Source organism: Epilithonimonas lactis (assembly GCF_900110605.1).
In the GTDB taxonomy this organism is placed as follows: domain Bacteria; phylum Bacteroidota; class Bacteroidia; order Flavobacteriales; family Weeksellaceae; genus Epilithonimonas; species Epilithonimonas lactis.
Genome location: NZ_FOFI01000002.1, coordinates 675,784 through 702,470, shown reverse-complemented (window position 1 = coordinate 702,470; position 26,687 = coordinate 675,784). Strand labels below are relative to the sequence as shown.

At 39.5% G+C, this 26,687-nt stretch carries 26 protein-coding genes; 10 read left to right on the top strand and 16 right to left on the bottom strand.

From position 1 onward, the window contains the following. Positions 1–24: 24 nt before the first annotated feature. Entirely contained in the window at positions 25–1,113 is a 1,089-nt protein-coding gene (prfA, locus tag BMW39_RS08490; RefSeq protein ID WP_034973810.1) for a peptide chain release factor 1, read from the bottom strand. Between the two features lie 302 nt (positions 1,114–1,415). Then, a complete protein-coding gene (locus tag BMW39_RS08485; protein WP_034973808.1) occupies positions 1,416–1,691 on the bottom strand; it encodes a hypothetical protein in 276 nt (91 codons plus the stop codon). Positions 1,692–1,968: 277 nt separating this feature from the next. Between BMW39_RS08485 and fumC the strand changes: the two genes are divergently transcribed. After that, positions 1,969–3,363: a class II fumarate hydratase gene (fumC, locus tag BMW39_RS08480; protein WP_034973806.1), complete on the top strand. Its 1,395-nt coding sequence runs from the start codon at positions 1,969–1,971 to the stop codon at positions 3,361–3,363. Positions 3,364–3,443: 80 nt separating this feature from the next. On the opposite strand, the gene BMW39_RS08475 is transcribed toward fumC, so the two are convergent. Then, complete coding sequence (locus BMW39_RS08475) at positions 3,444–4,154, bottom strand: ABC transporter ATP-binding protein (protein WP_034973804.1); 711 nt, start codon at positions 4,152–4,154, stop codon at positions 3,444–3,446. Between the two features lie 31 nt (positions 4,155–4,185). Next, positions 4,186–5,649, bottom strand: coding sequence for a DUF5687 family protein (locus BMW39_RS08470; RefSeq protein ID WP_034973802.1), 1,464 nt, complete (start codon positions 5,647–5,649; stop codon positions 4,186–4,188). Positions 5,650–5,832: 183 nt separating this feature from the next. Between BMW39_RS08470 and dnaB the strand changes: the two genes are divergently transcribed. The 3 genes from dnaB (at position 5,833) to BMW39_RS08455 (ending at position 9,071) form a co-directional block, all read left to right on the top strand. Beyond that, complete coding sequence (gene dnaB / locus BMW39_RS08465) at positions 5,833–7,404, top strand: replicative DNA helicase (RefSeq protein WP_034973800.1); 1,572 nt, start codon at positions 5,833–5,835, stop codon at positions 7,402–7,404. 9 nt (positions 7,405–7,413) lie between these two features. Beyond that, positions 7,414–7,896: a ribonuclease HI gene (rnhA, locus tag BMW39_RS08460; protein WP_034973799.1), complete on the top strand. Its 483-nt coding sequence runs from the start codon at positions 7,414–7,416 to the stop codon at positions 7,894–7,896. A 149-nt stretch (positions 7,897–8,045) separates the two neighbouring features. Next, positions 8,046–9,071, top strand: coding sequence for a bestrophin family protein (locus BMW39_RS08455; RefSeq protein ID WP_034973797.1), 1,026 nt, complete (start codon positions 8,046–8,048; stop codon positions 9,069–9,071). Between the two features lie 56 nt (positions 9,072–9,127). Here the strand turns inward: BMW39_RS08455 and BMW39_RS08450 are convergent, their stop codons facing one another. The 3 genes from BMW39_RS08450 to BMW39_RS08440 form a co-directional block, all read right to left on the bottom strand. Further along, positions 9,128–10,660 (bottom strand): YifB family Mg chelatase-like AAA ATPase, encoded by a 1,533-nt coding sequence (locus BMW39_RS08450; protein WP_034973795.1) that lies wholly within the window; start codon positions 10,658–10,660, stop codon positions 9,128–9,130. Positions 10,661–10,741: 81 nt separating this feature from the next. Then, the gene (locus BMW39_RS08445) at positions 10,742–11,821 is read right to left on the bottom strand and encodes a mannose-1-phosphate guanylyltransferase (protein ID WP_245750468.1); all 1,080 of its coding nucleotides are present in this window, start codon (positions 11,819–11,821) and stop codon (positions 10,742–10,744) included. Next, positions 11,808–12,413, bottom strand: a complete 606-nt coding sequence (locus tag BMW39_RS08440) for a SprT-like domain-containing protein (protein ID WP_034973793.1) — start codon at positions 12,411–12,413, stop codon at positions 11,808–11,810. Before BMW39_RS08440 ends, BMW39_RS08445 begins: the two co-directional genes overlap by 14 nt. A 232-nt stretch (positions 12,414–12,645) precedes the next feature. Between BMW39_RS08440 and BMW39_RS08435 the strand changes: the two genes are divergently transcribed. Both BMW39_RS08435 and BMW39_RS08430 read left to right on the top strand, forming a co-directional pair. Next, entirely contained in the window at positions 12,646–14,205 is a 1,560-nt protein-coding gene (locus tag BMW39_RS08435) for a tetratricopeptide repeat-containing sensor histidine kinase (protein ID WP_051879840.1), read from the top strand. Continuing rightward, positions 14,195–14,857: a response regulator gene (locus BMW39_RS08430; RefSeq protein WP_034973792.1), complete on the top strand. Its 663-nt coding sequence runs from the start codon at positions 14,195–14,197 to the stop codon at positions 14,855–14,857. The genes BMW39_RS08435 and BMW39_RS08430 overlap by 11 nt, the downstream gene beginning before the upstream one ends. A gap of 147 nt (positions 14,858–15,004) precedes the next feature. On the opposite strand, the gene BMW39_RS08425 is transcribed toward BMW39_RS08430, so the two are convergent. The 5 genes from BMW39_RS08425 to BMW39_RS08405 form a co-directional block, all read right to left on the bottom strand. Next, positions 15,005–15,454, bottom strand: coding sequence for a GNAT family N-acetyltransferase (locus tag BMW39_RS08425; RefSeq protein ID WP_034973790.1), 450 nt, complete (start codon positions 15,452–15,454; stop codon positions 15,005–15,007). After that, positions 15,447–16,070, bottom strand: coding sequence for a ribosome biogenesis GTP-binding protein YihA/YsxC (gene yihA, locus BMW39_RS08420; RefSeq protein WP_034973788.1), 624 nt, complete (start codon positions 16,068–16,070; stop codon positions 15,447–15,449). The genes BMW39_RS08425 and yihA overlap by 8 nt, the downstream gene beginning before the upstream one ends. Positions 16,071–16,163: 93 nt before the next feature. Next, positions 16,164–16,925 (bottom strand): alpha/beta fold hydrolase, encoded by a 762-nt coding sequence (locus tag BMW39_RS08415; RefSeq protein WP_034973786.1) that lies wholly within the window; start codon positions 16,923–16,925, stop codon positions 16,164–16,166. 82 nt (positions 16,926–17,007) lie between these two features. Continuing rightward, entirely contained in the window at positions 17,008–17,400 is a 393-nt protein-coding gene (locus tag BMW39_RS08410; protein ID WP_034973784.1) for a hypothetical protein, read from the bottom strand. A 45-nt stretch (positions 17,401–17,445) separates the two neighbouring features. After that, on the bottom strand, positions 17,446–18,846 hold the full coding sequence (locus BMW39_RS08405) for a nucleoside recognition domain-containing protein (protein WP_034973782.1): 1,401 nt from the start codon (positions 18,844–18,846) through the stop codon (positions 17,446–17,448). Between the two features lie 439 nt (positions 18,847–19,285). Here BMW39_RS08405 and BMW39_RS08400 point away from each other — a divergent pair, with 439 nt between their 5' ends. From BMW39_RS08400 to BMW39_RS08385, 4 genes are all read left to right on the top strand, one after another. Then, positions 19,286–20,314: a methionine ABC transporter ATP-binding protein gene (locus BMW39_RS08400; protein ID WP_034973780.1), complete on the top strand. Its 1,029-nt coding sequence runs from the start codon at positions 19,286–19,288 to the stop codon at positions 20,312–20,314. Further along, positions 20,304–20,957 carry a methionine ABC transporter permease MetI gene (gene metI, locus BMW39_RS08395; RefSeq protein WP_034973778.1) on the top strand — a complete coding sequence of 218 codons (654 nt, stop codon included), beginning with the start codon at positions 20,304–20,306 and terminating at the stop codon, positions 20,955–20,957. Before BMW39_RS08400 ends, metI begins: the two co-directional genes overlap by 11 nt. Positions 20,958–20,967: 10 nt before the next feature. Further along, positions 20,968–21,771, top strand: coding sequence for a methionine ABC transporter substrate-binding lipoprotein MetQ (gene metQ, locus BMW39_RS08390; protein WP_034973776.1), 804 nt, complete (start codon positions 20,968–20,970; stop codon positions 21,769–21,771). A gap of 235 nt (positions 21,772–22,006) precedes the next feature. Then, complete coding sequence (locus BMW39_RS08385; protein WP_034973774.1) at positions 22,007–23,071, top strand: T9SS type A sorting domain-containing protein; 1,065 nt, start codon at positions 22,007–22,009, stop codon at positions 23,069–23,071. A 53-nt stretch (positions 23,072–23,124) separates the two neighbouring features. Here the strand turns inward: BMW39_RS08385 and BMW39_RS08380 are convergent, their stop codons facing one another. From BMW39_RS08380 to BMW39_RS08365, 4 genes are all read right to left on the bottom strand, one after another. Continuing rightward, positions 23,125–23,634: a DUF6973 domain-containing protein gene (locus BMW39_RS08380; protein ID WP_034973772.1), complete on the bottom strand. Its 510-nt coding sequence runs from the start codon at positions 23,632–23,634 to the stop codon at positions 23,125–23,127. Between the two features lie 54 nt (positions 23,635–23,688). Next, complete coding sequence (gene accD, locus BMW39_RS08375) at positions 23,689–24,546, bottom strand: acetyl-CoA carboxylase, carboxyltransferase subunit beta (protein WP_034973770.1); 858 nt, start codon at positions 24,544–24,546, stop codon at positions 23,689–23,691. 94 nt (positions 24,547–24,640) lie between these two features. Then, a complete protein-coding gene (fbaA, locus tag BMW39_RS08370; protein WP_034973768.1) occupies positions 24,641–25,708 on the bottom strand; it encodes a class II fructose-bisphosphate aldolase in 1,068 nt (355 codons plus the stop codon). 103 nt (positions 25,709–25,811) lie between these two features. Beyond that, positions 25,812–26,684: an NAD kinase gene (locus BMW39_RS08365; protein ID WP_034973766.1), complete on the bottom strand. Its 873-nt coding sequence runs from the start codon at positions 26,682–26,684 to the stop codon at positions 25,812–25,814. Positions 26,685–26,687: the final 3 nt, after the last annotated feature.

Genomic DNA, 26,687 nt, shown 5'->3' with positions numbered 1-26,687 from the left:
TTATTTTATGTGAATTGAGAATATTTAAGAAATCCCCTCTTCTTCTCCTTTTAATTTCTCAGCATTCTCTGCCATGATCACAGCATCGATCATCTCAGAAATATCGCCGTTCATATAAGCATCCAGGTTGTACATCGATTTGTTGATCCTGTGATCCGTCACCCTTCCTTGCGGATAGTTGTACGTTTTGATCTTTGCAGAACGGTCACCGGTGGAAACCATCGATTTACGTTGTGCTGCAATATCACCGACAGATTTTTGAACCTCGATATCGTATAACTTCGTACGAAGCATTTCCATTGCTAACTCTCTGTTTGCCAACTGAGAACGCGCTTGCTGACAAACCACGACCATACCAGATGGTTTGTGCGTCAACTGTACTTTCGTCTCAACCTTGTTTACGTTTTGTCCACCAGCTCCTCCAGAACGTGAAGTCTGCATTTCGATGTCTGCCGGATTTAGTTCAAAATCAATTTCTTCAGCTTCTGGCAAAACGGCAATTGTGATTGCGGATGTATGAACACGACCTTGAGATTCGGTTTCCGGAACACGTTGAACACGGTGAACGCCGGATTCAAATTTCATAATGCCGTAAACGCCGTCACCTTCAATCCTTAGAATTAATTCTTTGTAACCTTTGGTAGATTCGCTGGAATCGGTGATCTCGTGTTTCCAACCTTTCGTTTTGAAATACATCGCGTAAGCTCTGTAAACATCTTCCACGAAGATGGCCGCCTCATCACCACCAGTTCCTGCACGAAGTTCCACGATTACATTTTTGTCGTCGGTTGGATCCTTCGGAATCAGTAGGAATTTAAGCTGCTCCTCATATTCAGGCAACTTATCCATCGCTTCGTACTTCTCCTGCTTTGCCATTTCTACGAATTCTTTGTCAGAACCGTCGGCAATGATCTCATCGGATTCTGCAATCGTGTCTAGTGCACCTTTATATTCATCAAATACTTTCACGATCTTTCCCAGATCGCTGTATTCTTTGTTCAGTGTGGAATATCTTTTTTGGTCAGTGATCACATCTGGTTGGATGATAAGATCTGCAACCTCATTATATCGTTGTTTTATCGCTTCCAGTTTTGGAATTAATGACTTGGACATATTAAATTTTTAAAGTGCAAAGATACGGAATTAAGAATCAAGAAAAAAGAGGCAAGAATAATGACTCGAGATTCAAAAAAGAGAGTTTGATTTTACTATGATTTTTGTAAACCACAAAGACACAAAGTTTTTGCACAAGGTTCACAAGGCTAATTTTAGTAAATGGATATTTATAGTGTTCTTTGTGAAATTCCTTTGTGCTTTTGTGGTTAAAAAGAAAAAATCCACTCTTAAAAAAGAATGGATTTAATATATATTGTTTCGCTTTGAGTGCAATCTCTCACGAAAAGAAAATTGCCAAATTAATGGTGGTGACCGTGGCTCACTGGTTTTTCACCTGCAGGTCTTTGGTAGATCACCTCTACACCTTCTTGCTCATAAAGCTTTTTGTATCTGATCTTTTCCGGGTCGAAGTTCTTGTTGATCTTCCCAAAATATTCCGCAACACCTTCTGTTAACCAAAGTGGTACGATGAATCCGAAGAACATCAAAATACACCAAAATCCACAAATCATCATTGTGAAGAAATAGATTGTCCAAAGGAATTGGTAAACCGGCCAGAATGCTGATAACATCATAATGCTATATATTTTTAGCAAAAGTAGATGATTTTACCAAAACTCACAAAATTTCTGACTTGATTTTTTTCATTTTGCTGAACTTTTAGTTTTTAGTAATTTCGTAAGGTTGTAAAAATCAATGTTAAGTTGGTGGGAAAAGTTAAATAAAATAGACAAATCCCCTAGCCCCGATTGCAGCGGTTACCCCACAACACGCGCTGGGAAAAGCCTTGGCGTGAGGAGTAATAGCGGAAAGCGGGAAACAGCTCCTAAAAAAATAAATAAATATAAAATAATGAGTTTCAGAATCGAAAAAGACACAATGGGCGACGTGCAAGTGCCTGCAGAGAAATTTTGGGGTGCACAGACGGAGCGTTCCAGAAATAATTTCAAAATCGGGCCGGAAGGAAGTATGCCTCGCGAGATCATCGATGCGTTTGCTTACCTGAAGAAAGCGGCGGCGTTTACCAATGCGGAGTTAGGCGTTCTTGTCCAAGAAAAAAGAGACCTGATCGGGAAAGTTTGTGACGAGATCCTGGAAGGGAAATTGTACGACGAGTTTCCTCTTGTGATCTGGCAAACGGGTTCTGGAACACAATCTAATATGAACGTGAACGAAGTTGTTGCCAACCGATCTCACGTTTTGAACGGCGGAAATCTTGGCGAGAAAACTTTGGTTCACCCCAATGACGATGTGAACAAATCCCAGTCTTCCAACGACACTTATCCAACGGCAATGCACATCGCAGCTTACACGAAAGTGGTAAAAGATACTTTGCCTGCTTTGGAAAAATTGAGAAATACGCTAGACGAGAAAGCGAAGAAATTCCAGAACATCGTGAAAATTGGTAGAACGCATTTGATGGATGCGACGCCTTTGACTTTGGGTCAGGAATTCTCTGGCTACGTTGCGCAGTTGGATTATGCGAAAAAAGCGATCAATAATACTTTGGACCACTTGAAAGAATTGGCGCTTGGTGGAACTGCAGTTGGAACCGGACTTAATACGCCGAAAGGTTATGATGTTTTGGTGGCTAAATATATTGCGGATTTTACAGGACTTCCGTTCGTAACGGCTCCGAATAAATTTGAAGCTTTGGCAGCGCACGACGGAATCGTGGAATCTCACGGTGCTTTGAAGCAATTGGCGGTTTCTCTTTATAAAATTGCTCAGGACATTAGACTTTTGGCTTCTGGACCAAGATCTGGAATCGGCGAGATCCACATTCCGGAGAACGAACCAGGTTCATCAATTATGCCAGGAAAAGTGAATCCTACTCAGAATGAAGCGATCACAATGGTTTGTGCGCAAGTTCTTGGAAACGATACGACAATCTCTTTCGCAGGAACGCAAGGGAATTATGAATTGAATGTTTTCAAACCAGTGATGGCGTATAATTTCTTGCAATCCGCACAGTTGTTGGCAGATGCGATGATCTCATTTAATGACCATTGTGCGGTTGGAATTGAGCCAAACGAACCGAGAATCAAGGAATTGGTTGACAAATCATTGATGTTGGTGACAGCGCTTAACACGCACATCGGTTACGAAAACGCAGCAAAAATTGCTAAAACAGCTCACAAAAACGGAACAACTCTGAAAGAAGAAGCCGTGAACCTTGGCCTTTTGACTGCAGAACAATTTGACGAATGGGTGAAACCAGAAGATATGGTTGGAAGCTTGAAATAAGAAGCTACACTTTAGATATTAGAAAAATGCCTCAGAGATCTCTGAGGCATTTTTTTATTTTATTGATTAATTTTTCATTCTTAAATAATCGAAACCTGATCGGCAAAATATTGCTCCAGATCTCTCAAAGTTTCTGGGGAAGTTTGGATGTCTCTTACCAATTCACCTTTGTTGATGACCACGATTCTTTCGCAAACTTCTGTGGTGTGCGCCAGATCGTGACTGGAAATCAGGAATGTGGAATCTGAATTCTTGGACCAATCTCTAATCAAATTTTTAAGTTTGATCTGAGTTGATGGATCCAAATTGGCAAAAGGCTCATCGAGGATAATGATCTGAGGTGTTCCTATCAATGCGCCGATGATCCCGACTTTTTTCATATTTCCTTTGGAAAGGTCGCGGATGTATTTTTTGGCATTCAGAATTTCGCCATTAAAGAAATCGTTGAAGTTTTTGAGGAATTCGTCGACTTGGATCTTGGTTTGACCTCTGAGTTCGCCGAGAAAATAGAAATATTCTTCTGGGGTCAAGTAGCCGATCAGAAAAGTTTCGTCAATGAATGCGCCGACTTTGTTTTTCCAGTTTTCGGATTCGTTGACTTTTTCCTGGTCGATGGCAACAAAACCGGAAGTGGGTTCGATCAAGTCAAGGATCAAACTGAACAAAGTCGTTTTTCCTGCGCCGTTGTTCCCGACGAGACCAATGGTTTGCCCTTTTTGGAAATCAAGTGATTCTATGCTTAGGACTTTTTTGTTTTCGTAAACTTTGGAGAGGTTATTTATTGTGATCATTTATTTAGATATTAGGAGTGAGAGTTTAGATTTAATTTCCTTTGAAAGCTTTGATAGTGGAATATTTTTCCTTTTTGTAAAGTTTGACAATGAAATCGAAGAATTTTTCCCTGAAAAGAAACCCGATCAATCCAAGAAAACCAAGACTAGCTACAGCTGCAGTGGTTCCGAATAAATATTTTGTTCCCGCGAAAACCGCCATTGGCAACACCATTTGAGGCAAGATCATTAAGATACTTTTGAAACTGAAATTGTTTTTCTTTCCGATGGATTTTCCTCTTGCATTTAGGTCAATTGGATTTTTGTTGTACGCTCCTGAAAGCAGAACAATCTGCGAATTGACGCCAATATTGTAAAGTCCGCCCGCGAGAAATGTGAAATACAATTCCCAACTCACAAACGCATAAGCGATCGCAACAACCATACTCACGGCAACTGCACTTACGATGAGCCACCATTTGGCCTTCAGATATTCTTTGTAAGGCACATTCAAAGTCATCATCAATGGATAATAGGAACTGTCAAACGATGGCACTCTTTGTCCGAACATAAATAGAAATCCGCCCGTTACGAACAATCCCATAAACAGCTGCATGTAAGCGGTTTTGTAAGTCGGAGAGCTGAATAGAAGCAAGCCGTAGAATAAGAATAAGAAGCTTCCCAAGGCAATAGATTTCGCGGCTTTGCTACGTTTGATCATTCTAATGTCATTATTAATAAATGTTCCGAGAACGCCGTATTTATTGAGAAATTGAATGCTTTCTGTTTTCCCGACTTCCTGTTTCATTTCCAAACCTTTGTCCAGATAGAAATTCTCTTTGATGAATTTTTTAACGATGAAGAAGCCGATCCACATCAATAAAATTGGACCAATGATCGTCCACCAATGATTGTAAAACTTAGTGAAGACCAATTCCGAAAATGAAGATAGCGAAATGATCTTGTAATAATCCAAACCTGCAAACACGACCAAAATCAATCCGATGATCCAAACCACAGCGTCTTTTCCATTCAGAAGGATATTAAGGAAATTGCTGCAGAAACTTAAAATGATGATGGCGAATATCCAAGCGAAGCTTCCCGCAACCGAATGTCCATTATAAAGCAAGATCACCAAAAGTGGAATGTAGATGAAAAGTCCACCCCAACTGAAGAATGACGAAAAGGTTTTGCCGATCATGTAATTCACGAGTGTGCTTTTCTTGATGTTCATCGTCAGAAACGGTTTGATGTTCTGCGTCGGCATCTGCTGGAAAAAATATCTCAGAAAAAGGTCAGCGACTAACCAATAGATCAAAAATCTGCTGATGACCAACACTGGGTCGATGTGCATTTCCTTCTTCGGAAAATAGTAAGCGCCAAAAGCAATGAATACAAACATCGCCAACATGTACAACATTCCCAAAAGCTGGAAGATCTTGACAATCACATTGGCCGCCAGAGAACTGGACCGGAAAAAACTTTTGAATTCTAATTTGATAAACCTTTGCAGCATGAGAGAATTAATTTGGTTAAATTTAAGGAATTTAGAATTTGCTAATGTTTCTATCTATTAAGTTCACTTTTTTGCATAATTGTTACAGATAATTTCACTTTATCAACAATTAATTCAAATTAATGTGGATTGTTTGCTTAAAACTAAAATCAATAAAACTCTTAAAAATTATATCTTTGTACCATGGCACAGAAGGATACATTATCGAGTTTGATTCACGGTAATTTTGCAAAGGAACTCTCTATTTCGGATGGCAAAATGCCGCCTAATGCATTGGATTTTGAAAAAATTGTGATCGGAACTTTTCTAATTGACAGAAAAGGGCTCGACCATTCCATAGACTTATTGACCGCGGACGTTTTCTACGATCCAAGGCATCAAACTATATTTGCGGCAATCTTGAAATTGTACGAAAGCAATTCACCAATTGACCTGATGACTGTGATCCAGGAACTGAAAAGAACTGAAAAACTTAGTCTTGGTGGCGGCGATCATTACATAATTGATTTGACGATGGGCGTAAGTTCATCTGCCCACATCGAATATCACGTGCGTGTGATCTTGGAGAAATTTATCTTAAGGTCATTGATCAATGTGTCTGCTAATGTGATCGACAGCTCTTACAAAGAAACCACCGACGTTTTCGAATTGTTGGATAAAGCTGAACAATCATTCTTCGAAATCACAAACGGAACCATCAAAAAAGGGTTCGACACAGCTAATTCATTGGTAAAAGAAGCGATTGAAAAGATCAAATCTTTAAAAGATAAAGAAGGATTGTCCGGAGTTCCATCTGGATTTACGGCTTTGGATAAGGAAACTGGAGGTTGGCAAAATTCTGACCTTATCATCATCGCCGCAAGACCGGCGATGGGAAAAACGGCTTTCATCCTCTCGATGGCGAGAAATATCTGTGTGGATCATAATATTCCGATGGCACTATTCTCTCTGGAGATGGCTTCGGTCCAGTTGATCACAAGGATGATCTCTTCCGAAACTGGGATCTCTTCCGAGAAATTGAGAAAAGGACAAATGGCGGATGAAGAATGGCAAAGACTGTTCACCAACGTTTCCGCTTTGGAAAATGCGCCACTTTATATTGACGAAACACCTTCCCTTTCCATCTTCGATTTCCGTGCAAAATGCCGACGATTGGTAATGCAACACGGCGTTAAGATCATCATGGTCGATTACCTACAGCTGATGACAGCCAGTTCTGGAAAAGGCGCAGGAAACCGTGAGCAGGAAATTGCGATGATCTCCCGATCTTTGAAAGCGATTGCAAAAGAACTTAACGTTCCGGTAATTGCACTTTCCCAGCTTTCCAGAAGTGTGGAAACTCGCCCAGGAAAAAGACCAATGCTTTCTGACCTCCGTGAATCTGGAGCCATCGAGCAGGACGCGGATATCGTGTCTTTCATCTTCCGACCAGAATATTACAAGATCGGCGTTTGGGATAATGACGAAGAAGGCGCAGAAACAAGCACAGAAAATCAAGCTGAGATCATCATCGCAAAACATAGAAATGGTGCGACAGCGGACGTGCGATTGGCTTTCCACAAGAACATCGGTAAGTTTGCAGATCTTGGGACGAATTACGAATACACGCCTTCCAATTTCGGACAGAAAGATGAACCTTCAGGTTTCGATAAAATCACCATCACCAGCGATCCACATTCAGCCTTCGGAATTCCGAACAACAATCAGGTTTCCGGCTCTGCAATGAATGATGATGACGATGATATGCCATTTTAAGTTTCTGGTTTGAGTTTAAAAGTCGAAATCTACACAGACGGCGCTTGCAGTGGAAATCCCGGCCCAGGCGGTTACGGGATCCTGATGCGCGTTCCCGAAAAAAAATACCAGAAAACCTACTCCAAAGGCTTCCGAAAAACCACCAACAATCGAATGGAATTGATGGCGGTAATCGTAGCATTAGGCAATCTGAGAACTTCTGATAATGATGTTCACATCTTCACCGACAGCAAATATGTTGCAGATGCCATTAACCAAAAATGGATCTACGGCTGGATCAAACGTGGCTGGAAGAATGTGAAAAACCCGGATCTCTGGAAAGTATTTTATAAGTTGTATCAACTTCACGATCCAAAATTCCACTGGATCAAAGGTCACGCTGGACATCCAGAAAATGAGATTTGTGATCAATTGGCTGTAGCCGCAGCAAAATCTGGAAAATTAGAAATCGATGCTTATTTTGAGAATCCAACTGAAAGTGGATTGTTTTAATTTCTAAAATGTATTTCTAGAAAGACAAGGAGAAAAGGAAACGTGTCCAAATACGCAAAAAATTAGTGAAAGAAATTTCAAGCCGTAACTAATTTTTAAAGTTTTGTGTATGGTTTTTGATAACTTCGTTTACTTAATTTCTCTATTCAATGATTACAACAAAATATTTCAATTACAAACAGATCGCAAATCTTGCGGGATTGCATCTCGTTTGGCTTACTGCATGGAGCACTTTCGTGGCTGCCATCTATTACTTTTTTGAGTGGCAGTGGATGACAATTCCTTTGGTTCCGCTCACTTTGGTAGGTACTGCGGTCGCTTTTTTTGTTGGTTTCAAAAGCAATCAGGCTTATGACAGACTTTGGGAGGCTAGAAAAATATGGGGAGCGATTGTAAACTCCAGCAGATCTTTTACCTCTATGCTGGCTGCATTCGATACTGAAAAAGGAGAAATGCATTATATAAAAGATTTAAAAAAACAAATAGTTTACCGTCATATCGCATGGTTGTATACATTGAGAGATCAGCTTCTAATCCCCACAGAATGGGAACATATGAGTCTTGAAAGACATTTTGGGAGTATTAATTTCAAAAGACACAGACAGATAAAAGCAGGATTTCCAGATTACAGCAGAACACCACTTTTTCAGAAAAGATATCTTTCGGATGATGAATTTGAATTGCAGGAAAAATATAAAAACTTTGCTACCTATCTGATCTCAAAACAAGCAAAAGATCTCAGTCATTTGAAAAGACACAATGTCATTACAGATTTTGAACACATGCAACTGCAAACCTGTCAAAACGATTTCTATGATTATCAGGGACAGGCGGAGAGAATAAAGAAATTTCCTTCTCCGCGACAGTTTGCTAATTCAGGATTTATTTTTATTGTTATTTTCATTATTCTTTTACCTTTAGGTCTGGTCAGCGAATTCAGCAAGTTGGGCGATTGGGGAATCTGGACTTGTATTCCGTTTTGTGTAATTGTCGGGTGGATCTATATTATTATGGAACTTGTCGGCGATTACTCCGAAAATCCTTTTGGCGGATTGATGTTTGATATTCCTATGCTTTCGATCTGCCGAACCATTGAAATCGATCTTCTTCAAATCATTGGCGAACATGATGATCTTCCGGAACCAATTGGTTCTAAAAACGGGGTTCTGATTTAAATTTAAAGCTTATAAATAACAATAAGATCATTTCAATTAGGATGATCTTATTGTTTCTACACATTCCAAAAATCACGATCCAGACTTCTGTATTGAATCGCTTCTGAGATATGGTCGCCTTGAATATTTTCAGAATTCTCCAAGTCTGCGATGGTTCTAGCCACCTTCAAGATGCGACTGTAGGCTCTTGCCGAGAGATTGAGTTTTGCCATAGCGGCTTTTATTAACAATTGAGAATACTCATCCAGTTCGCAATATTTTTCCATTTCTTTGGAACCCATTTGTGCATTGTAGTTGATGTCCGAATCTTTGTACCGCTCATTTTGAATATCTCTCGCTTTGTTCACCCTCGCCCGGATGCTCGCACTGCTTTCGCCTTTTCTCTTTTCGGTCAATTGTTCATATTCCACCTTTGATACTTCGATATGAATGTCGATCCTGTCGAGCAGCGGTCCGGATAATTTGTTCATGTAACGTTGCATTTCCACAGTAGAGGAAGTATTGTTTGGGTCGTCGGGAAAATAACCGCTGGGACTTGGATTCATACTGGCAACGAGCATGAAGCTTGCTGGATATTCTATCGTGAATTTGGCTCGTGAAATGGTAACAACCCTGTCTTCCAACGGTTGACGCATCACTTCCAAAACCGTTCTTTTGAACTCAGGCATTTCATCAAGAAAGAGAACACCGTTGTGAGCCAACGAAATCTCGCCAGGCTGAGGATAACTTCCACCGCCGACAAGCGCGACGTCCGAAATGGTGTGGTGCGGCGAGCGAAACGGCCGAATCGTTATCAATGAAGTCTCCGCGCCCATCTTTCCTGCAACAGAATGGATTTTCGTAGTTTCAAGCGATTCTTTGAGGCTTAATGTTGGCAAGATACTAGGTAAGCGTTTGGCAATCATGGTTTTTCCACTTCCCGGCGAACCAATCAAAATAATATTGTGACCGCCAGCGGCTGCAACTTCCATCGCTCGTTTCGCCGCTTCTTGGCCTTTGACCTCATCAAAATCGAATGGAAAATGGTCAATTTTATCCTGAAATTCTTTTCTAGTATCGATTTCGAATTTTTCCAAGGCAATGTCTTCATTAAAAAAATCGATGATCTCCTTAATATTATCAATGCCGTAAACATCCAATTGATTGACGATAGCAGCTTCTCTCGCATTTTTCTTCGGGAGAATGATGCCTTTGAAACCATCTTCTCTGGCTTTGATGGCAATCGGCAATACGCCGCGGATTGGCTGAAGACTACCATCCAGAGAGAGTTCGCCCATGATGATGTAATCGTTGAGATTTTCGTATTTGATCAGATCAGATGCCGCCAATATTCCCAAAGCAATGCTCAGATCATAAGCCGCACCTTCTTTACGCAGATCTGCCGGCGCCATGTTGATCGTGATCTTCTTACCTGGAATTTTGAAGCCGGAATTCTTGAGTGCTGCTGAGATCCGGTAGCTGCTTTCTTTGATGGCATTGTCTGGAAGTCCAACCAGATGGTAACCTACGCCCTGATCGACATTGACCTCAATAGTGATGATCTGTGCAGAAACGCCGTGAATGGCCGCACCGTAAACTTTGACTAACATTTGTGTTTTGTTTTACCAAAAATAAAAAAAACTCCTTGATGAAAACCAAAGAGTTAAATATTTTTTAACAAATAAATTGAATTACATAAATCGTTCTCCCTTTTTGAGGTTTTTGAGATCGAGAACGTAATCCTTGATCAATTGGTCATTATCTCTAGGGCAGATAAGCAAAGCCTTTTCTGTATCTACGATGATATAGTTTTTGAGACCATCGATCACTGCGGCCTTATTTTGATTTTTGATCCTGATGACATTGCCCTTGGAATTGTAGGTCAAAACATTTTTGGAGCTGATCGCATTGTTGTCATCATTTTTATCTGCATTGGCGTAAACAGAGGTCCACGTTCCAAGGTCGCTCCAGCCAAGATTTGCAGGAATGACGTAGACATTGTTCGCTTTTTCCAAGATCCCGTTATCTATCGAAACTTTGTTGACGATTGGATAGATGAGACCAATGCACTCTTTTTCACCGTCCACATTGTAGTCGCATCCATTGAATTGATTGGTCATCTCGGGAAGGAACTTTTTGAAGGCTTTCAAAATACTTTTCACGCTCCAAAGAAAGATGCCCGCATTCCAAAGAAAATCTCCTGACTCCATGAAACTTTTGGCGATATCCAAATCGGGTTTCTCTGTAAAGGTTTTCACCTTGGAATAATTTTCATTATTCTGTTGGATGAACTGGATGTAGCCATAGCCTGTATCTGGGCGTGTAGGCGTAATTCCCAATGTGATGAGATAATCATTTTCCGATGCCAATTTGAATCCCAACTCCACTTTTTCCAGAAAAGCTCTTTCTTTCAGGATCAAATGATCGGCCGGCATTACAATGATATTGGCATTTGGGTTCACAGCTTCGATTTTTTTTGCCATGTAGAGATTACAGGCAGAAGTGTTCTTCATTGCTGGTTCTCCCACAATATTGCTTGCAGGAACCTCAGGTAACTGCTGTTGAGTCAGCTCCACATATTCCTGATTTGTAATAATATAAATATTCTCTTTGGGAATCAATTGGCTGATCCTGTCGTACGTCTGCTGGATCATCGTCCTACCAGTTCCTAAGATGTCATGGAATTGCTTGGGAAATTTTTGGGTACTCATTGGCCAAAATCGGCTTCCGATCCCACCGGCCATTATTACACAATAATTATCGTTGTTCATTTATGATAAGTTTTTCGACCTTTGCCAGAGGGCGGAATAGATACTTCTTTGAGCTTTTAAGATGATGACAAAGATATAACTTTTTCTTTTTTTCCAAGATAACGTATTCATCACCTTTGTACAGAAAACTATCGTTGATCGACAAATTCTCAATAAAAACCAAGTTATCTTCTGGGTCTTCGATATGAAAGTAGCGAACCAAGTCCGGACTTGCCATAAAATTGGCTTTTGGATTTTTCGAGAATGATGAAATAATCGGTTTCAGATCATCCTGGTAAACATCAATACTTTCCAAAAGCATGTCACGAAAGGTTTCCTTCCACTCTTTTCCGTGTGCACTGATCTTGTAATTGAACTTATCAAATGCAATAAGATGCGCCAGTTCATGCGTCAACACAAAGAAAAATAATTGCTTGTCCAATGTAGAATTCACAGTGATCTGATGTGACTTATCTGGCAACCTTCTGTAATCTCCAAGCTTGCTATTCCTGTTTTTTGTGATCTTGATATGGATGTAATGATCAGCAAACCATTTTTTCAAATATGGAAAAGTATGCTCCGGAAGATATTGTTCTAAGGTTTTGATTGACATTAAAAGTGGTAGAAATATTAAACAAAAATAACCATTCACACGCATTTTAAAATTAATTAGCCGTCAATTATTATAATATTTCTTAAATTTCGGGTAAATTGTAAAATTGCTGAGACCAGTCGTATGCTTCTTATTATTTATTTTAATTGGATGTTCTAAAAAAGAGGATCTAAAAACACCGACTGCTGTAAGCAAACAGATCAATCCATTTTACGAAAAAGCATTTGTCTTTATGGACAAGAACCAGGACAGTGCTTTCTTTTATCTTAATAAAGGTAAAGAATTGTTCCTCAAAAGAAATGATAGTTTTGGACTGGGGAAAAGCTTTGTGAACATGGCTATCATTCAGGAGAAAGAAGGCGACAATTTTGGTAGCATAGAAACCAGTTTGATGGCAAGTCGGTTTTTCAAGGAAAAGGATACTTCGCACCACGGCTTTTTGTTTTCCAATTATAATAATTTGGGTGTAGCGTCCGCAAATCTCAAGAATTATCAAGATGCAAAACGGTTTTATGACAAAGCTTTCGATTTCACAAAAGACCCCATAGACAAAATGATGTTGGCCAACAATATCGCCATTACTTTTCATAATGAGAAGCGCTATGACAAGGCCATCGACATCTACACAAAACTTCTGGACAGCGTTGGTGATAAGAGCGAATTTTATCCTAAACTATTACTAAATTATTCCAGATCAAAATGGTTCGAAGACCAAAACTACAATCCGACAAAAAATTATCTTCTCGCAGAAAAATTAAGTGAAAACCTGGATGACGATTGGACCAAGGACGCTGCTTTTGCTTACCTGGCCGCCTATTATCTCACAAAAAATAATGATTCTGCCAGAATCTACAGCAACAAGATGTTGGATCTCGCAAAAAAAATAAATTACCCTTCCGACCAATTGGAAGCTTTGCAAAATCTGATCAAGATTTCCGACGGAAAGCAATCACAGAAATACTTTGAAGACTATTCTCGAATTCAGGACAGCTTACTCAATGAGCAAAACCGAGCAAAAAATCAATTTGCGCTGATCCGCTTTGAAAGCGAAAAAGCGAAGGCCGAAAATCTGACATTACAGAAGACAAAATCGGTGAACGAATACAAGATACTGCGACAAAAGATCACCATCTGGAGCACTTTTGTCATTACCACTATTGGTGCTTTTTCTATCTTTTTCTGGATTCGCAGAAAGCGGCAACACCTCATTCTGGAAGCGAACAACAAATTACAAAACCAGCGCCTGGACTTTTCCAAAAAGGTTCATGATGTGGTTGCCAATGGGATCTATGAGGTGATGAGCACCATCGAGAATCAGCATGATATTCCAAAAGAAAAGATCCTGGACAAGCTGGAACTCATGTACGAAAAGTCTCGAAACCTATCGTACGACGGCACATTGCAAAAGGACTTTGATGAAAGGATAACGGCATTGATCAGCTCTTTCGACCATGGCCAAACCAAGATCATCATTATTGGAAACGATGGCTATTTTTGGGAATCCATTCCAAACCATGTGAAGGAAGAATTGTTTCAGGTCATCCGAGAACTGCTTGTAAATATGAGAAAACACAGCCAGGCATCACAGGTCATTTTAAGATTTGTAAAGGAGAACGACGATTACGAGATTAAATACACAGACAACGGAATTGGCCTGGCAGAGCATGTTGTAGAAAAAAATGGGTTTATCAATATGAGGTCCAGGCTTGCCGAATTGGATGCGAAATTTGAAATTGGCGAGCGCATTTCTGGATTAAGAATCTCAATAAAATTTAAAAAAAATGTTCAATAAAATATTGATTGCAGAAGATCACGAGAGCAGCAATTTTTCTGTTCAAAAGATTTTGGAAGAATTAAATGTTCCAGATGTAAATCACGTCTATTACTGCGATGATGCGTTTTCACAAATCAAAAAATCACTAGACGCTACACCGTATGAGGTTTTGATCACCGATCTGTCATTTGAGGAAGACCACAGGAAACAGTTCATAAAAAATGGCCGCGAACTGATCAAATGCTGCAAAGACCTAGATCCGGAACTGAAGGTGATCGTCTTCTCTGGTGAACACAGATTGGGCGTGATCGACCTTCTATTTTCTGAATTGAAGATCAATGCATTCGTACGAAAGGCAAGATCTGATGCAAAGGAACTGAAAAAAGCGATTGAAGCGGTTTACAATGGTGAAACTTATATTTCCCATGACCTGAAACTTCCTGTAAAAAGCATGAACACCTTGGAATTCAGCAACTATGATATTATTCTTCTTCAGCTTTTATCGGAAGGTGTGTTGCAAAAAAACATTCCACAGATCTTGCAAGAGCGAGAGATCCATCCCAATAGTTTGAGTAGCGTCGAAAAAAGAATGAACGCGATGAAGCTGGCATTGACGGTAAAAAACAACGAACAACTGATTGCTTATTGCAAAGATTTGGGAATAATTTGATTTTTTTTAATTTTTTTTTGCGTTTTACGGTTTCCCGTAAGGAAATACGAATTTATCTATCTAATTTTGTCCCAGATTAATAACCGTAAAAACACAAAAACACAATAATCATTTCCTAAATAGCCTGAAGATTTTCTTTAGGCTATTTTATTTTCTAAACATCTCTGTGTGCGGAATGTTATCTTCAAGGTATTTCTTCCCTGTATCCTGGAATCCAAAATCCGAATAGAACTTTAGCAAATAATCTTGCGCTGAGATCCGGACTTCCGAAGTTCCCAATCTGTTTTCTATAACCTCAAGAGCGTATTTTATGAGTTGTTTCCCAAGTCCTGTTCCTCTGCCATTTTCCGTTGTCACCACTCTACCGATAGAAGTTTCTGGATATTTGATGCCTTTGTCAAAAATTCTGCAATACGCTAAAACCTCACCATTGTTTTCCGCCCAAAGGTGGATTGCTTTTTGATCATTATCGTCCAGGTCAGGATAAGGACAATCTTGTTCCACTACGAAAACGTTGACTCTGGCTTTGATAATTTCGTATAGTTCCGGGGTTGTAAGTTCAGAAAATGTTTTGATTTTCCACTCTGCATTAATCATCGAATCGTACTTTATTTTTGATGAGGAATTGATTGGTCTCCGAGATGAATTTCAGGATATTGTCTGTTCCCGTTTTTTTCTCTGCCGAGGTTACGTAGATCTCTGGCAAGTCTTCCCAAGTATTCAGCAATTCCTTTTTGTAAGCTTCAACATTTCGGTCCGCCGCGCCAGGTTTCAATTTATCCACTTTTGTAAAAACGATGGAGAACGGAACATTACTTTCACCACACCATTGCATAAACTCCAGATCAATCTTTTGAGGCGTCAAACGTGAATCTATCAAAACAAAAAGGTTGACCAGATTTTGTCTGTTGAGGATGTAATTGGTGATCAGTTTTTCAAAATCTTTTCTTAGGCTCTTAGAAACTTTCGCATAACCATAACCTGGAAGATCGGTAAGAAACCAATTTTCATTGACCAAAAAATGGTTGATAAGTTGCGTTTTCCCTGGCGTTTGTGATGTTTTAGCCAGATCTTTGTGATTCATCATCGCATTGATGAGAGAAGACTTGCCTACGTTGGAACGTCCGATGAAAGCATATTCTGCCATCGTAGGCTCGGGACAATCCTGCCATTTCTGACTGCTTTTTACAAATTCTGCGGTTTTGATTACCATATTTTTTATATTTAAAAACCATTAAGAATCAATTTATTTAAGATTAAAAAAATCAAATTCTTAATGGTCTGAAAAGTTTTTATTGATTACTGCTTACATTACTCTCTGTAGCCAAGCGTAAAGAATCTCATTGAATTCATCCGGCTTTTCCATCATTGCAGCGTGACCACATTTGTCAATCCAGTGCAATTCGGAATTGGGAATGAATTTGTGCATATCCTCTGCCACTTCCGGCGGCGTCACATTATCCTGTTTTCCCCAGATGATGCAGGTTGGGCAAGTGATTTTCGGAAGATCGTTCAGCATATTGTGTTTGATGGCACTTCTGGCCAACATCACCGTTTTGATGCCTTTCATCCTGTCGTTTACCACCGCAAAAACCTCATCTACAAGCTCATCTGTTGCTACAATCGGGTCGTAGAAAACATCCTGCGTTTTTTTCTTAATGTATTCTTTATCACTTTTTCTCGGGAAACTATCGCCAAAAGTTCTTTCGTAAAGACCCGAACTTCCTGTTAAAACTAAGTTTTTTACCAATTCCGGACGGGAAGTTGTTAAAATCAATCCAATATGACCACCCATAGAATTTCCTACGATGGTCACTGGTTTCCCAATAACATCTGTAATGAACTTTGCCACAAACTTCGAAATTGAGGTCAAATTGGTATTCAAAATAGGGAGATCATAGATTGGCAATTGCGGCACAAAAACCTTGTAGCCTTTGTCCGAATAAAAATTGATCATCTTATCGAAGTTGCTCAAGCCTCCCATCAAACCATGCAAAAGCACCAGTGGATGACCTTCACCCGCTTCTACATAAGTATATTTCGTGTCTTTTTTAGTTTTAAAAATCATAATGCTCTCTCGATAACGCGCCAAAAATACAAATAAAAGAATAATTTTTTATTTTAATCCTACTAATATGGTCAAATTTAATTTATTTTAACACTGCATTCACTTCATTGATGCGGTTGATAATCGGCAGTGCGAATATTCCGCTGGTTGTGAGATAAAGTTCGTAAAAAGATTTCGCTTTTTCTGCAAAATCGATTTTCTTTTCTGTCCGGAAATGAAACATAAAAACATTGCCGAGCATCTCATAATAATCCGCGTGGTCTTTCGATTCCCGAAGTTTGACCACTTCTATGATCTCATCTTTTGATTTTAATGAAAGTTCAGCAAAATCCATTTTGAAAATATCCTTCATCAAGGAATCGAAATCCAATTCTTTCTGCATCAGACTTTCTTCTGGTTTTCCGAGAAGTAATTTTTCCAATGCTTGGCTGAGTTGTCTTATCAACCTAAGCGTAAAATCTTTATCTTGAATCATTAAGTAGATTTTAATTGTTTGTATTTAGTTCTTAGTTTCAAATTATTAACCAAAAAACAAATACGCCAAAATTACCGAAACCGTTACGCCCACTAGATCCGCCAAAAGCATAGACCCAACTGTATATCTCGTATTTCTGATTCCAACTGAACCGAAATAAACAGCGATCACATAAAAGGTCGTATCCGAACTTCCTTGCAAAATAGCTGATAACTTCCCTGCAAAACTGTCTGCGCCGAAGGTTTTCATCGTATCCACCATCATTCCACGAGCTCCGGAACCAGATAATGGTTTTATTAATGCAGTTGGCAATCCGTCCACAAATCTGGTATCGAGGTGGGAAGCACTGGCAATCCACTTCATTCCATCGATGATGACCTCAAAAACTCCACTAGTTCGCAAGAGGGAGATTGCAATCAACATACCAACCAAATAGGGAATGATTTTCACACAAACCGTAAATCCTTCCTTCGCACCATCGATGAACGCGTCGAAAACGTTGATCTTTTTATAAACTGCGCCCAAAACGATAGCCAGGAAAATCAATAAAATAATACCGTTGCTCATCACTTTGCTGAAAGAATCCAACTCGTCTTTGCTCAGTTGAACCAAGTAGATCACAAGCAAAGCGATGATTGCAGAAATACCACCAACATAAGCTAAAACAATAGGCTGAAAAAGATTGATTTTTTGTCTGATAGAAACAATCGTCATTGCTGCCAGAGTTGCACAAAATGTCGCAATCATACACGGCAGAAAAATATCGGTCGGCGTTACAGAACCCATTGATGAACGGATCGCAATGATGGAAACCGGGATCAAGGTCAATCCGCTGGCGTGCAGACAGAGAAACATAATTTGGGCGTTGCTGGCTTTGTCCTTATCAGGATTCAAGGTTTGAAGACTTTCCATCGCTTTGAGTCCGAATGGTGTGGCAGCATTGTCCAATCCCAATAAATTCGCACTGAAGTTCAACATCATATGTCCGAATGATGGATGGTTTTTCGGGATGTCCGGAAATAATTTGGAGAAGAATGGCTGAATCATTCGACTGAGGAAATTGATACCGCCAGCTTTTTCGGCGATGCTCATAAAGCCCATAAACAGGGCCATAATGCCAATCAGTTTAAGGCAGATGTTTACGGCTGTTTCGCTGGTTCCGATGACGCCATCTGTTGCCGCAACTCTGTACGTATTTACGTTTTGAAGGGAATCCATTTTGTAATGGATGTGATTTTCTTCGAGTTCCGGCGTGGCCTTCAAGGATCTTTGAATATCTGGAGAAAACTGCGCAAATGGTTTTTGCGAGATCTGAATCGTGTCGCCACCTTTCCCTACAACCATATCGTTGAAGATCTGACTGTAATTCTCTGAACTGAAATATTTGATAGAGGCCACCGCAATGGCGATGATGATGAAGGCTGACCAAATCCTGCTTAGAACCATTCTGGAAATTAATTTCAGTAAATGTAAGAAAAATGACAATAGATTTTGGAAACTGGTATTCAGAAATTAAAATTTTAATAGAATACCAAATCCCGCAGCCCGGCCTGAGTGGAGCTCATTTTTTTGCGTTGGGAAAAGCTCGGCAAAAAATAGCGGGAACGGAGGACGGAAATAGCCGCCCAAAACTTTAAGAATCAAATTGTGAGGACAAATCCCATAACTGATTTTTGTCATAAATCTAAATTATACTTGTTTGGTATGAATTGAATTAATACCTTTGCCACGGCTTTTTTTAAACACTATCAATGTTGAAATTTTGTTTTGTTTGTTGCAGTAATATATTTCAGTGATATAGAATGAAGAAGAGAATAGTGTGTTTATTTCGAAAACCTTTCATAATCTCATTTGAAAGGTTTTTTATTTTAATTAATTCGTAAAAATGATAGAACTTTTAAACGTTACCAAAAGTTTTAAGACCAAAAATAAGACGATCCAGGCTTTGGCAGACGTTTCTTTGACGGTTGAAAAAGGCGAGATCTTTGGCGTCATCGGAACTTCTGGTGCCGGGAAAAGTACGCTGATCCGCTGTGTGAACCTTCTCGAAAGACCGAACGCCGGGAAAGTGAGCGTGGATAATATTGAACTGACAAAATTGTCTGATGCTCAACTGACCTTAGAACGAAGAAAGATCGCGATGATCTTCCAACATTTTAACTTGTTGTCTTCTCGAACGGTTTTTGACAACATTGCATTTCCGTTGGAATTGGAAGGAAAATCCAAATCCGAGATCAGGGAAAAGGTAAATGGCCTTCTAGAACTTGTTGGACTGAATGAAAAGGCAAAGGATTACCCAGCCAATCTTTCCGGTGGACAAAAACAAAGAGTCGCGATTGCCAGAGCGTTGGCCAATGACCCGAAGGTTTTGCTTTGTGATGAGGCGACAAGTGCACTGGATCCGGCAACCACCAAATCGATTTTGAAATTGCTGAAATCCATCAATCAAAAATTGAACCTGACGATCCTTCTGATCACACACGAAATGGAAGTCATCAAGACGATCTGCGATAAAGTAGCGGTCATCGATCACGGAAAACTGGCGGAACAAGGCAATGTGGAACAGATCTTCACCAATCCGAAACAGGAAATAACAAAAGGATTTATCCAGTCTTCTCTCAATATCGAATTGCCTTTGGTCTATCAAAATGCATTGAGCAGTGTTGATAGCGGAAATAGCAATCCGCTCTTGAAATTTATGCTAACAGGAAACAATGACCAGAGTTTTGTCATCAGTAATTTGTTTGAGAAATTCCAGGTCAAAGCAAAAGTGATCAGTGCGCAACTGGAATATGTTGGCAATTTGAGTTTTGGCGTTTTGCTCGTGGAATTGCAGGGCAAAAATACCAACGAGGCTTTGGCTTATTTGGAAAATGAATATTCTAACACAGAAATTTTAGGTTATGTCGGATAGTATTATCAATTTGTTATTTCAAGGGACGATAGAAACGATTGTGATGACCTTGGTTTCTGGATTTTTTGGATTTCTGCTAGGATTGCCAACAGGAATTTTCTTATTCCTGACAAGAAAAGGCCAATTGCTGGAGAACAAAGTTTCTCATCAGGTTGTTTCTGTGATCGTGAATATTTTCCGCTCGATCCCATTCATCATCTTAATTGTTTGGATGATCCCATTCACCAGAACGATTGTTGGAACATCGATCGGTGTGGCGGCAGCTTTGGTCCCTTTGAGTGTTGGTTCGGCTCCATTTATTGCAAGATTGGTAGAAAATAGCTTGCTGGAAATCCCTTCCGGATTGATAGAAGCGGCAAGATCGATGGGCGCAAAACCGTTGCAGATCATCCGGAAAGTTCTTTTGCCGGAAGCTTTGCCATCATTAATCAATAATGTCAGTATCACTTTGATCACACTCGTAGGTTATTCCGCAATGGGTGGCGCAGTTGGTGCTGGCGGACTGGGACAAGTTGGTTATCAATATGGCTACATCGGCTATGATTTTGCGGTGATGAATTCGGTCTTGGTATTACTGATCATTCTGGTTTTCATCATTCAATTGGCGGGAGATTTCCTTTCGAAAAAATTCAATCACAGATAAAAAATTAAAAATGAATAAATTAAAAATAATTGCTTTAGCATTTGCTGTCATCACATTATCAGCTTGCAGCAAAAAAGAATCGAACCCGAATATTTTAAAAGTTGGCATCGCTTCCGGACCTGAACAAGGTTTGGCAGAAGAAGCTAAAAAAGTAGCAAAGGAAAAATATGGTCTTGATGTAGAATTGGTAAGTTTCAACGATTACGTGGTTCCCAACGAAGCTTTGAGCCAAGGTGATGTGGATGTGAACGCGTTTCAACACTTGCCTTACCTGGAAGAACAATCCAGACAACGAGGTTACAAATTGGCTGTTGTCGGGAAAACTTTTGTTTATCCAATTGTGGCTTACTCCAAAAAGATCAAGTCCATTTCAGAATTGAAACCTGGACAAACCATTGTGATCCCAAATGATCCTACGAATGGTGGAAGATCACTATTATTGCTTCAGAAGCAAGGATTAATTAAATTAAAAGAAGGCATTGGACTATTACCGAAAGTCGCAGACATCACAGAAAATCCTAAGAATTTCAGAATTCTGGAATTAGAAGCGCCACAGATCCCAAGGGTTTTGGAAGACAAAGAAGTGGTGCTGGCCATCATTAATAATAATTTTGCGGCTCAAGCTGGCCTGGACCCAGAAAAAGAAGGCCTTTTCACAGAAGATAAAGATTCTCCTTACGCCAATTTGATCGTTTCCAGAGAAGACAACAAAAATGACGAGAAAATCAAAAAATTCGTCAAAGCCTATCAATCTCCGGAAGTAGAGGCCGTTGCCAAGCAGACCTTCAAAGGAGGTGCTGTGAAAGCGTGGTAAAACTTCTATTTTATATCTAGTTTTTTAAGTTGGCGGTTCAGATTGAATCGCCAATTTTTTTATTAAATTAACCAAAATCGATTATGGCTTCAAAATCATCAAACTAAACTAGCAATCAAAATCGACTACAAATCCATTCTGTAAAGAGAAATCATTATAATACACAATTATGATTTAAATCATTTTGTTATTTTTATTAGTTCTAAATAAATATGTTTGCAAAAAATTAAATTATATGCTTAATAAATATCTTTGTTTAGGATTGTTTGCGGCTTTTGTAAACACCAATGCACAAAACTGCACACCGCAAGCTGCAGGAAATAATGTGGGCGACAACGGCTGCGTGAGTCTTACTTATCAAAACCAAACCGTGTCCTACAAAACTGTGAGAGCTGCTGATGGCTACGAGTGGCTTCAGCAAAATCTTGGAAGCTCAAACGTTGCAACCAGCATTGCTGACGAAGGCGCAAGAGGTGATTACTTCCAATACGGCCGTTGGGATGATGGTCATCAATTGAAAACTTCTCAAACTACAGATGTTTATCCAACACCTAACAATCCTGTTGGTTTAGGAGCCGGAAATGCTTTGTTTTATATTAATGGAGGAACGCCTTGGTCTGGTAATTATACTGGATGGTTTGCCAATCCTGACCAAAACGATACTTGGTCTGCAAAGAACCTTTCCGAAGTGACAGAACATAACGGGATCGACCCTTGTAAAGCCATTGGTGACAATTGGGAAATGCCTTCTGAGGCAGATTGGGACCTTGTAATGACCAAAGAAAACATCTTCCCAAGACCAGCTGGCGCTACAACTGGCGGAATTGTAAGAGGTTTTGAAAGCAATCTTAAAATCGCTGGTGCAGGTTCGCGTAAAGACGCAGGATGGGCTTTTGAAGGAACCCGTGCTTACATCTGGACAAAATCTGCCAGTGCCAATCCAAACTTTTACCGTTACGTGTATTTGGGAGCTGCAGCATCTAGCACAACTGGTTTTGGTGGTGACGCAAAAAGTTTTGGATATTCTGTAAGATGTGTGAACAAGTCCAACAATACTTTAGCCGTCAATGACCTCAACAAAATTGATTTTTCATTCGGTCCAAACCCAGCTGACAAATTCATCAAGATCAATACAGAAAATGCTTTGAAATCTGTGGAAGTTCTATCCATCACAGGACAAAAGATCTCTGAGACCAAAGAAAATACGGTTGATGTTTCTCGTTTGGCAAAAGGGAATTACTTCATCAAAATTACTTTCGAGAACGGAAAGACCACGACGAAGAAATTCATCAAGAAATAAACATTTCACTAAATTAATAATTGAAAAAAGAACGCCTTTTGAGCGTTCTTTTTTTATTCTAAATAGATCAGGATATCCTTAGCAACTTCTTCATCAACAGAGGTGATCAAAACCGCATCTTTCGTTTTTTCCTGAAGCTCTTTAATGAAGAAACTACTCTCAAAAAACTGTCGGTGAACGCCTGGCAAAAGGCTCATAAAGTAATCCATTCCCAATTGATTGTTATGCAAATCCATTTTGGTTTCCAGAGGTTTGTTCGGGAAAAGGTCTTCATGCATATCAGTCAGCCTTTTGCACCATTTCAAGGACTTCTCTGGCGATGACACTTTGCAGAAGTACATCATAATGATACAACACCAATAGGCGTGACGGAATGCATTTCCTATGCCGCTGTTGGAATTGGTTTTGGGATAAAGTTCCTTTGCTTTTTGAAAAGCCCTCAGACTCGCATAAGTGTAAAGGAAAGCAAATAAAGGATGCATTATTCCAATGGAAAAAACCTTCAATAATTTATTGAAGGTCAAGGTTTTTAAAGCTCTGAAAATGATGCCTATAAATCTCATAAATAAAAAACTCTCCCAGATTTGAGAGAGTATATTTTTAGTTCAATAATTTGATCAATGATATTCGTGGATCAAAAGTTTTACCGCTCTTGAAACTTGATGTTTGATCTCGGTTCTCTTCACGATGAAATCCACAAAACCTTTCTCTTGCAAAAATTCTGAGGTTTGGAAACCTTCTGGTAAATCTTTACCAATAGTTTCACGAATCACTCTCGGTCCTGCGAATCCGATCAAAGCGCTTGGTTCTGCGATAATTAGATCTGCAGTCATTGCAAATGAAGCTGTAATCCCACCAAAAGTTGGATCCGTCAAATAAGCGATATAAGGTAAACCAGCATCAGAAAGTTGAACCAATTTGGCCTGAACTTTTGCCAACTGCATCAATGAGTAAGCCGCTTCCTGCATTCTCGCTCCACCAGATTGGCAGATGATCATGTAAGGCAACTTGTGTTTGATACAATAGTCGATCGCTCTTCTGATCTTCTCACCCATCACAGATCCCAAAGATCCACCGATGAAAGCAAAATCCATACAAGAGATCACCATTTCCACACCATTCACTTTTCCAGTCGCATTACGGATGGAATCAGTCAATTTGGTTTTGGCTTTCACTTCTTTCAGACGGTCTGTGTAAGATTTTGTATCCTTGAATTTAAGAATATCAACACTTTCCACATCAGCATCCAACTCTTTGAATTTCTGATCATCAAAAAGCATATCAAAGTATTCCCTACTTCCTATCCTTACGTGGAAACCATCTTCTGGAGACACAAAATTATTAGCTCTGAGTTCTTCAGCTTCTATGATTTTGCCAGTTGGCGTCTTGTGCCAAAGTCCTTTTGGAACGTCCTTTTTGTCTTCTGTAGAAGTGGTAATGTTTTGCCCTTTCCTTTTAAACCAATCAAATGCCATATAATCTATAATTGATGAATGATAATTGATAATTGATGAAAAAACAACTTAGAAAAATCGTTTATCGCTCATCAATTATCATTTATAAATTTTATTAAAGTGTATTAATGTTGTTCAGATCTTCGAAAGCCTGAGTCAATCTTTTAATATAAGTTTCTTCTCCTTTTCTTACCCAAACTCTTGGATCGTAGAATTTCTTGTTCGGTGCATCTGCTCCTTCTGGATTTCCGATTTGATGACGTAGATATTCGATTTTATCGGTCATATAATCTCTGATTCCTTCTGTATAGCCGAACTGAAGATCTGTATCGATGTTCATTTTCACAACACCGTAACCGATGGCTTCTCTGATCTCCTCCAAAGTAGAACCTGATCCACCGTGGAATACGAAGTTTACTGGCTTCTCCCCTGTTCCAAATTTCTCCTGAACATATTTTTGAGAATTGTCAAGAATCTTCGGCGTCAATTTTACGTTTCCTGGTTTGTAAACACCGTGTACGTTTCCAAATGCCGCAGCAATGGTGAAGTTATCAGAAACCGCTTTTAGAACTTCGTAAGCGTGAGCTACTTCTTCTGGCTGTGTGTAAAGTTTTGAGCTGTCAACGTCAGAGTTGTCAACGCCATCTTCTTCTCCTCCAGTTACACCCAATTCGATCTCAAGAGTCATTCCCATTTTGTTCATTCTCTCGAAATATTTTGCAGAAACCTCTAGGTTTTCTTCAATTGGCTCCTCAGAGAAATCCAACATATGAGAAGAATAAAGAGATTTTCCGTTTTGCTTGTAAAACTCTTCACTTGCGTCCAAAAGACCGTCGATCCAAGGCAACAATTTTTTTGCGCAATGGTCTGTGTGTAAAATTACAGTCGCTCCATAAGCTTCTGCCAAAGTGTGGATATGTTTTGCGCCAGCAACAGCTCCTAGAACTGCAGCTCTTTGGTTATCATTGTTCAAGCTTTTTCCAGCGTTGAAGATCGATCCTCCGTTTGAGAACTGGATGATCACAGGTGCATTAAGTTTCGCAGCAGTTTCCATCGTTGCGTTGATATTACTAGACCCGATCACATTAGCTGCAGGAAGTGCGAATTGCTTCTCTTTGGCATAATCGAATATTTCTGTTACTAAAGAACCAGTGGCAACTCCTGCCGGAAATTTTCTGCTCATTTTGATTATATTTTTAAGATTTTTTTTGAACGGTAAAGTTACAAAATTATTAATTATTTAAAGTTTCGAATTTTCAGTCTTATGTTATGACCAATATTTTTAATTAATTCCTCTTATCATTCCCCCAAAGCAATTTTTGGCGAATGGTCTCGTAGAAACTGAAATTTTTTGGTTTGATGAGAAATAGGGAGAAATCTGCTTTTTCGATATTGATCTCGCTTCCAATCTCCATATGATAAAGTCTGGAATCCAAAGCCAAAGTATACTGCTCTACCCGACTTTTCACGATCAATTTTATTTTTGCGTCATCTTTTACGATAAGTGGACGAACATTCAGATTGTGAGGTGCAATCGGCGTGATGACGAAGTTGTCATTCGCTGGAGAAATGATTGGTCCGCCGCAGCTCAATGAGTAAGCCGTAGAACCTGTTGGTGTAGAAACGATCAAGCCGTCGCCCCAAAAAACGTTCAGAAATTCTTCGTTGATGTAAGATTCCACTGTGATCATGGATGTGGTTTCCTTTCTGGAAAGACTGACATCATTCAAGGCAAAAGGAAAATCGATATCGTTTGGATTGTCTGTGGTGATCTTGATGACAGAGCGTTCGCTGATGTTGTAATTTTTATCTAGGATAATAGAATCCAACTCGTCAAAGATCTGATCTTTTCTGAAGTTGGCCAAAAATCCCAATCGGCCTGTATTAACCCCAATAATTGGAATTTCTAGATCCTGGATGAAGGTCAAAGCGTTAAGAATTGTCCCATCGCCACCAAAACTGAAAACGATATTGACGTTTTTACTTTTCAGCTCATCTTTCCCGGAAAATGTGTCAAATTCCTTAGAAAAATTAAGATTTTCCGCCATTTCGGAATGCAGAACCACAGAAACCTCTCTGAGCGCCAATTCGGAAATGAACTTGTTGAGATACAAAAAAGTATCGAGGTCTTTTTTTTGAGAGTAGATCGCTGCCTTCATAAA